Consider the following 279-nt stretch of genomic DNA (forward strand, 5'->3'; position numbering starts at 1 on the left):
GGCCATCAAAGATGGCATCCCCAGTAATACGGTGGAGGTGAATGTGTCGGCAGCGATCATTACTGCCATTCAAGTGACCCCTTCGCCTGTGAATATTGCGAAAGGTCAGACTGACCAGTTAATCGCCATAGCGACATTCAGTGATGCAACCTCGTCTGACGTCTCTAGCTCAGTGACGTGGGCTCCTGTCGATACAGCGACGGCAACCGTGTCATCAACCGGTTTACTGTCTGCGGTTGAAACGGGTGGTACGACACTCACGGCCATCAAAGATGGCAT

The 279-nt window shown here is 52.7% G+C and carries 1 protein-coding gene; it reads left to right on the forward strand.

Translation table 11 applies throughout. The features are described 5' to 3' along the window. A partial coding sequence (locus AB4496_RS05900) for an Ig-like domain-containing protein (RefSeq protein ID WP_372130687.1) occupies positions 1-279 on the forward strand: 279 nt, incomplete at both ends.

This window comes from Vibrio sp. 10N.222.46.A1, from assembly GCF_041473595.1.
GTDB lineage: Bacteria > Pseudomonadota > Gammaproteobacteria > Enterobacterales > Vibrionaceae > Vibrio > Vibrio tasmaniensis_A.